This window comes from Lysobacter sp. N42 (genome assembly GCF_004344885.1).
The window spans coordinates 1-6,569 of record NZ_SKFB01000082.1 but is presented as its reverse complement, the minus strand read 5'-3'; the positions used below and the strand labels follow the sequence as shown (position 1 = coordinate 6,569).

Here is a 6,569-nt window from a genome sequence, read left to right as displayed (position 1 = left end):
CCCGCGCCGCCCGCCGTGGCCACCGCACCGCCCGCGCCTGCCACCCCGCCCGCCGAAGCGGCCGCCCCCGCCGATGCCGCGCGCTACCTGCTGCAGGCCGGCGCGTTCGAGGCTTCGGGTCAGGCCGAGGAGCTCAAGGCGAAGATCGCGATGCTGGGCCTGGGTGCGCGCGTGGAGTCGGCGCGCATCGGCGGCAGGACCGTCTACCGCGTCCGCATGGGGCCCTACGGCAGCGCCACCGAGCTTGCCGAGGCCAAGCGCAAGCTGGCCGCCGGCGGCCTGCCGGCCTTGGCCGTGAAGACCAACTAGCCTCCATGGCCATGCTCGAGCGCCCGTCCACGCGCCTGCTCGCCGGCTGCGTCCTGGGCCTGGCCCTGCTGCTGGGCGGCACCGCGCTGCTCGACCTGCTCGGCGCCAGCCGTGCGATGCGCACGCCACTGGGGCCGGTGTCGCTGCCGGGGCTGGCGGTCGTGGCGCTGTCGATGGCCGTGGCCGCGCTGGTCGCCGGCCACGGGTTCCAGCGCCTGGCGCCTGCGCTGGTCGCGGCCAGCAGCATCGCCGGCATCGCCATCGCCTGGGCAATGGCGCCCGCCGGGATGCCCGGCGTGCCCGGCTGGATCGCACGCAACTACGGTTTCATGCTCGTGCTCGAGCTGGGCACGGCCTGGCTCGGGGCGTTCGCCGGCGAGCGCCTGGCGCAGCGTCTCGCGCTGCGGCGCGCCGTCCGGACGGCGTCCTAGCCCCCGCGCTTGAGCTGGATCAGCGCCGAGGTATCGGCCTCGCCCTGTCCGCGCTCGACCAGTTCGGCGTAGTCGGCCAGCGCCTGGTCGATCACCGTGGCGCGGATGCCGGCGGCCTGCGCCATGCCCTGCACGATGCGCAGGTCCTTGAGCATGTGCAGGCTCTTGAAGCCCGGCGCGAACTCGCCGGCCAGCATGGTCGCGCCGCGCTTGTCGAGGAACCAGTTCGACGCCGCGCCCGCCATCAGCGTGGGCAACAGGCGCTCCGGGTCCAGGCCCAGCTTCTCGGCCAGCGCCAGGCCTTCGCAGACGGCCTCGTTGATGCCGGCCACGAGCACCTGGTTCACCGCCTTGGTCGCCTGCCCCGCGCCGGTGCCGCCCATGTGGGCGATGCGCGCGGCATAGCAGTCCAGCACCGGGCGCGCCTTCTCCAGCACGGCCTCGTCGCCGCCGGCCATCACCGACAGCCGGCCGTTGCGCGCGCCCTCCACGCCGCCGGAGACCGGCGCGTCGAGGAAGCCGATGTCGTGGGTGGCCAGCATGGCCGCCGCACGCCGCGCGGTGTCGACCGAGACGGTGGAATGGTCGACGACCACCGTGCCCGGGCGCAGCACGTCGGCCAGGCCGGCGACGTTCTCGAGCACATCGGCGTCCAGCGGTACGCAGAGCGCGACGAGGTCGCAGTCGGCGAAGTTCTGCGCCGAGCGCGCGGCGCGCACGGAGAGCTCCGCGGCGAAGGCGTCGGCCTTGTCCTGCGTGCGCGTGCCCACCGCGGTGAGCAGGCCGCGCGAATGCACGTGGCGCGCCATCGGCGCGCCCATCGCGCCGAGGCCGATGAATCCGGTTTTCATGTCGTGTTCCCGCGCGCCGTCAGTCCAGCGGCGCGTCGTCCAGGTAGGTGTAGCCGGTAAGGCCCGCTTCGAGGGCCTCGTTGAGCCGCAGCGCCTCGTCCGCGGCCAGCCCGGCGGCCGCGACCTTCTCGCGGTAGGCCTGCCGGAGCCGGGCGATATCGTACCCGACGTAGTCCAGCATCACGTCGATCGTGTCGCCGCGGCGCTGCTGGACGAACGCGAAGCCCTGTTCATCCACGTTCACCGCCACGGCGTCGGTGTCGCCGAACAGGTTGTGGATGTCGCCGAGGATCTCCTGGTAGGCACCGACCAGGAAGAAGCCCAGCCGGTAGACCTCGCCGGGGCGCGGCGCGTGCACCGGCATGGACGTGCCCAGCGTCTCGTTCTCCACGTAGGTGTCGATGCGGCCGTCGGAATCGCAGGTGAGGTCGGCGATGACGCCGCGGCGCGCGGGGCGCTCGTCGAGGCGCTCGATCGGCAGGATCGGAAACACCTGCTGGATCGCCCAGACGTCGGGCATCGACTCGAACACGCTGAAGTTGACGAAGTACTTGTCGACCAGACGCTCGTTGAGCTCGTCGAGCACCTCGCGCTGGGTCTTCTCCAGCGGCGAGAGGCGCTCGCGCACGCCGTGCAGGATCGCGTAGTAGAGATCGTCGATGCGCGCGCGGTGCACGAGGTCGATCTGCCCCAGCACGTAGGCCTGCAGGCCCTCGGCGTGGTAGTGCGTGGCCTCGTGGAAGAGCTCCACCGCCGGGCGCGTGGCCAGCTCGGCATGCACGCTGCGCAGGTGGCGGATGACCAGCGGCTCATCAATGTGCGCCTCGGGCACGCGGCCTTCCGGCGCGCGCTCGACCTCGCTCACGTTGGTGACCAGCACGGCGTGGTGCGCGGTCATCGCGCGGCCGCATTCGGTGACGATGCGTGGCGGCGTCAGCCCGTGCTGCTCGCAGGCGTCGGCCAGCGGCTGCACGATGTTGAGCGCGTACTGGCGCACGCCGTAGTTGATCGAGTAGTAGCTGCGCGAACGCGTGCCTTCGTAGTCCACGCCCAGGCCGCCGCCGACGTCCATGTACTTCACCTTCGCGCCCAGGCGCGAGAGCTCGATGAAGTAGCGCACCGCCTCGCGCATGCCGCCGGCGATGTCGCGCACGTTGGAGATCTGCGAGCCCATGTGGAAGTGCAGCAGCGAGAGGCAATCGCCCATGCCGGCGTCGCGCAGGCGCTTCCACACGTCCAGCACCTGGCGCGGGGACAGCCCGAACTTGGCCTTGTCGCCGCCGCTGTTCTGCCACTTGCCGGCGCCCAGCGAGGCCAGCCGCATGCGCACGCCCAGGCCCGGCACGACGCCCAGCGCCTTCGCCTCCTCCATCACCAGCGACAGCTCGGAGGGCTTCTCGATGACGATGAACGTCTCCAGCCCCAGCTTGCGGCCGATCAGCGCCAGGCGGATGTACTCGCGGTCCTTGTAGCCGTTGCAGACGATCAGCCCGCCCGGGCGCGAGAGCGCCATCACCGCCATGAGCTCGGGCTTGCTGCCGGCCTCCAGGCCGAAGCCCTCGCCCATGTTGGAGGCCAGCGTGCCGGCCACCGACTCGTGCTGGTTGACCTTGATCGGATAGACGGCCGTGTAGCCGCCGCCGTAGCCGGTTTCGCCGACCGCCCAGGCGAACGCGTCCTGCAGCTTGCGCAGGCGGTCGGAGAGCACCTGCGGGAAGCGCACCAGCAGCGGCAGCTGCGCGCCGCCTTCCAGCGCGCGGTCCACCGCCTCGGCCAGCGCGATCGACGGACCGCCCGCGCCCTGCGGATGCACGCTCACGCGGCCGGCGGCGTCGACGTCGAAGTAGCCTTCCGACCAGTACGGGATCGAGTAGGTCTTGCGGGCCAGGTCGAGCGACCAGTCGGACATGGGCATGGGCCGGTTCGGATGAGCGGGCGCGCATTCTAGCGGCGCGCGGGTGAGGTGCCGGGGATGACGGCGACGGGCGGCTCAGCCGGCGTTCGCTACACTCGCCCGCCCCGCGGCGCCCGCCGCGCCCCAGCCGATGCGGACCCCCGATGAGCGAACAGACCCCCACCTGGCAGTACGAGAACTTCGACCACACCGGCTCGGCCATCGGCTACCGCGTCCGCGCCAAGCTCGACGAGGTGCAGAGCCCGTTCCAGAAGATCGAGATCTTCGAGACGACCGACTGGGGCAACCTGATGCTCATCGACGGCGCGGTGATGCTCACCACGCGCGACAACTTCCTCTACCACGAGATGATGTCGCACCCGGCGCTGTTCACCCATCCGGACCCCAGGCGCGTGGTGATCATCGGCGGCGGCGACTGCGGCACGCTGCGCGAGGTGCTGAAGCACAAGGGCGTCGAGTCGGCCACGCAGTGCGACATCGACGAGCAGGTCACGCGCATGGCCGAGAAGTGGTTCCCGGAGCTGTGCGATTCCAACCATGACCCGCGTGCCGAGCTGCTGTTCGACGACGGCGTGGCCTACATGAAGAACTGCCCGGAAGGCAGCGTCGACGTCGTGATCGTGGATTCCACCGACCCGGTCGGCCCGGCCGAGGGCCTGTTCAACAAGGCCTTCTACGAGAGCTGCTTCCGCGCGCTCAAGGACGACGGCATTCTCGTGCAGCAGTCCGAATCGCCGCTGGCGCTGCTCGACCTCATCCGCTCCATGCGCGAGGAAATGGGCAAGGCCGGCTTCACCACGTTCAAGACGCTGCCGTTCCCGCAGCCCTGCTACCCGACCGGCTGGTGGAGCTGCACGCTGGCGCGCAAGGGCGGCGGCTTCGACTTCCGCGAGCAGGCCGCCCGCGAGGCCGGCCTGGACACGAAGTACTACAGCGCCGACGTGCACCGCGGCGCGCTGGCCACGCCGCCGTTCGTCGCCCGGGCCCTGGGCGGCTGAGGCCCGGCCGTATCATCGCGGTGTCCGGCTGCGGGGAGCCGCCGGCGCCCCGCAGGCCGGCCCCGTCCATGCTCCGATTCCACGCGCCGTTGCTGCTTGCCGGCCTGCTGCCCTTCGCCCTCGGCGTGGCGGCGCAGGAGCGCGGCACCGCGCGCGCACCGGGCGATCGCGCGGCGGCTTTCGACCAGCTCTTCCACCGGCTCGACAGCGAGGAGCTCAAGCCGGCCACGCCGGAGGAAGCCCAGGCCCAGCTGGCCCGCCTGCGCGCGCTGATCCCGCCGGGCGATGCGCGCCGCGAGCTGCAGTTCCGCTCGCTGGCCTGCTTCCAGCCGCCGGAGGACGCGGCGGCGTCGCTCGAGGTCGCGCGCCGTGGCGTGCTGGAAGCGCGCCAGCGTGGCGATGCCGAGGCCGAGGCGCGCTTCACGTACTGCCAGGCCGGCTTCGCGGAAATGACCCAGGGCCCGCGCCCGGCCATCGACCTCTACACCCAGGGCCTCGGCCTCGCCCGCCGCGCCGAAGTCCCGCTGCTGGTGGGCGACGGGCTGGTCGCCCGCGGCAACGTGCGCTCCTACATCGGCCAGCATGCACTGGCGCTGGCCGATTTCATCGCCGCGCAACGCGTCTACGAGGCGGCCGGCCTGCGCGCCAATGCCGAGAGCAACCTGCAGAACATCGGCATCGCCTACCGCCGCATGGGCGAGTTCGAGCGCGCCCGCCGCTACCTCGAGCAGGCCCGCGAGATCGCCCTGCGCCAGCAGGACTGGGCCGCCGTGCTCGTGCACTGGCTCCAGATCGGCTACCTGCACGAGGACATGGGCGAACCCGACCGCGCGCTGGCCGCCTACGACGAGGCCCTGCGCGTGGCACGGCAGCGGCTGGGGCCGGGCGACGCGGGCGCCGCCGAGCTGGGCATCGCCTCCGCGCGCATCACCAAGGGCGAGCCGACCGCCGCGCTGGCCGCACTGGCGCGCGCGCGGGCCGACTTCGCCTCGATCAACGACACCTCCAATGCCGGCATGCTGGCCCTGCTCGAGGGCCAGGCGCACGCCGCGCTGGGCAGGGACGCCGTCGCGCTCGAGGCCTTCGCCCGGGCCGAGCAGGCTTTCCGCCGCGAGCGCAACGAGCGCTACCTCGCCATGCTCTATCCCGAGCGCGCGAAGGTGCTCGAACGCATGGGGCGACCGGCCGATGCGCTGGACGACTACAAGCGCTACGTGACGCTGCGCGAGAAACTCGTCGAGGCGCGCACCGACCAGCGCACGCTGATGCTGCGCCAGCAGTTCGACGCCCGCCAGCGCGAGCTGGAGAACGCGCAGCTTCGTCGCGAGAAGGTTTTGCGCGAGCAGCGGGTCGCCGCGCTCGAGCGCGCGCGGCGCTGGCAGGTCGGGGCGATCCTGCTCGGCGGCGTGCTGTTCGCCATGATGGCAGGCTTCGCGGTTCGCCAGTTCGTGCGTGCGCGCCGGCTCCGCGTGCTCGCGCTGACCGACGAACTCACCGGCGTGGCCAACCGCCGCCGCATCGAACTGGTGGCCGAGGAAGCCGTTGCCGTCGCACTCGCGCACGGCCGCCCGCTGTGCCTGATCACCTTCGACATCGATTACTTCAAGCGCATCAACGACAGCTTCGGCCACCTTGCCGGCGACGAGGTGATCGCGCGCGTGGCCGACGCCTGCCAGCAGGCGCTGCGCCAGAACGATGCGATCGGCCGCACCGGTGGCGAGGAGTTCCTCGTGGTTCTGCCCGATACGGGCATCGAGGCCGCGACCCAGGTGGGCGAGCGCCTGCGCAGCAACGTGGAAGCGCTGCGCTGGCACGACGTCGCGCCCGACCTGCAGGTGACCGTCAGCCTGGGCGTCGCGACGCTGCGGGCGGACGACAGCAGCGTGCAGGACGTGCTGCGCCGGGCCGACGCCGCGCTCTACCGCGCCAAGGCCGCCGGCCGCAACACGCTGCAGACCGCGGACTAGGGCCTGTTAACACTACGTGCTAACATACTGCGCATGGAACTTACGCCTGCGCAATTCGCGCGTATCGAGGATTGCCTGCCGCGGCAGCGGGGCAATGT

6 protein-coding genes are annotated in these 6,569 nt (G+C 71.8%); 4 read left to right on the top strand and 2 right to left on the bottom strand.

Annotation, left to right across the window (positions count from 1 at the left end; all coding sequences use genetic code 11):
• Window positions 1-309, top strand: a 309-nt coding sequence (locus EYQ95_RS25625; protein WP_207916692.1) for an SPOR domain-containing protein, incomplete at its 5' end; no start/stop codon positions are given.
• A 5-nt stretch (window positions 310-314) separates the two neighbouring features.
• Window positions 315-740, top strand: coding sequence for a hypothetical protein (locus EYQ95_RS25620; RefSeq protein WP_132331959.1), 426 nt, complete (start codon window positions 315-317; stop codon window positions 738-740).
• Here the strand turns inward: EYQ95_RS25620 and EYQ95_RS25615 are convergent.
• Window positions 737-1,591, bottom strand: a complete 855-nt coding sequence (locus EYQ95_RS25615; protein ID WP_132331957.1) for an NAD(P)-dependent oxidoreductase — start codon at window positions 1,589-1,591, stop codon at window positions 737-739. The genes EYQ95_RS25620 and EYQ95_RS25615 overlap by 4 nt on opposite strands.
• 19 nt (window positions 1,592-1,610) lie before the next feature.
• Window positions 1,611-3,500, bottom strand: a complete 1,890-nt coding sequence (gene speA / locus EYQ95_RS25610) for an arginine decarboxylase (RefSeq protein WP_132331962.1) — start codon at window positions 3,498-3,500, stop codon at window positions 1,611-1,613.
• A 149-nt stretch (window positions 3,501-3,649) separates the two neighbouring features.
• Between speA and speE the strand changes: the two genes are divergently transcribed.
• Both speE and EYQ95_RS25600 read left to right on the top strand, forming a co-directional pair.
• Window positions 3,650-4,504: a polyamine aminopropyltransferase gene (gene speE / locus EYQ95_RS25605; RefSeq protein WP_132331955.1), complete on the top strand. Its 855-nt coding sequence runs from the start codon at window positions 3,650-3,652 to the stop codon at window positions 4,502-4,504.
• 68 nt (window positions 4,505-4,572) lie between these two features.
• Complete coding sequence (locus EYQ95_RS25600; protein WP_132331952.1) at window positions 4,573-6,471, top strand: tetratricopeptide repeat-containing diguanylate cyclase; 1,899 nt, start codon at window positions 4,573-4,575, stop codon at window positions 6,469-6,471.
• Window positions 6,472-6,569 lie beyond the last annotated feature (98 nt).

Coding starts and splice junctions, on each gene's coding strand:
- EYQ95_RS25620 (WP_132331959.1), top strand. CDS start 315: ATGGCCATGCTCGAGCGCCCGTCCACGCGCCTGCTCGCCGGCTGCGTC.
- EYQ95_RS25615 (WP_132331957.1), bottom strand. CDS start 1,591: ATGAAAACCGGATTCATCGGCCTCGGCGCGATGGGCGCGCCGATGGCG.
- speA (WP_132331962.1), bottom strand. CDS start 3,500: ATGTCCGACTGGTCGCTCGACCTGGCCCGCAAGACCTACTCGATCCCG.
- speE (WP_132331955.1), top strand. CDS start 3,650: ATGAGCGAACAGACCCCCACCTGGCAGTACGAGAACTTCGACCACACC.
- EYQ95_RS25600 (WP_132331952.1), top strand. CDS start 4,573: ATGCTCCGATTCCACGCGCCGTTGCTGCTTGCCGGCCTGCTGCCCTTC.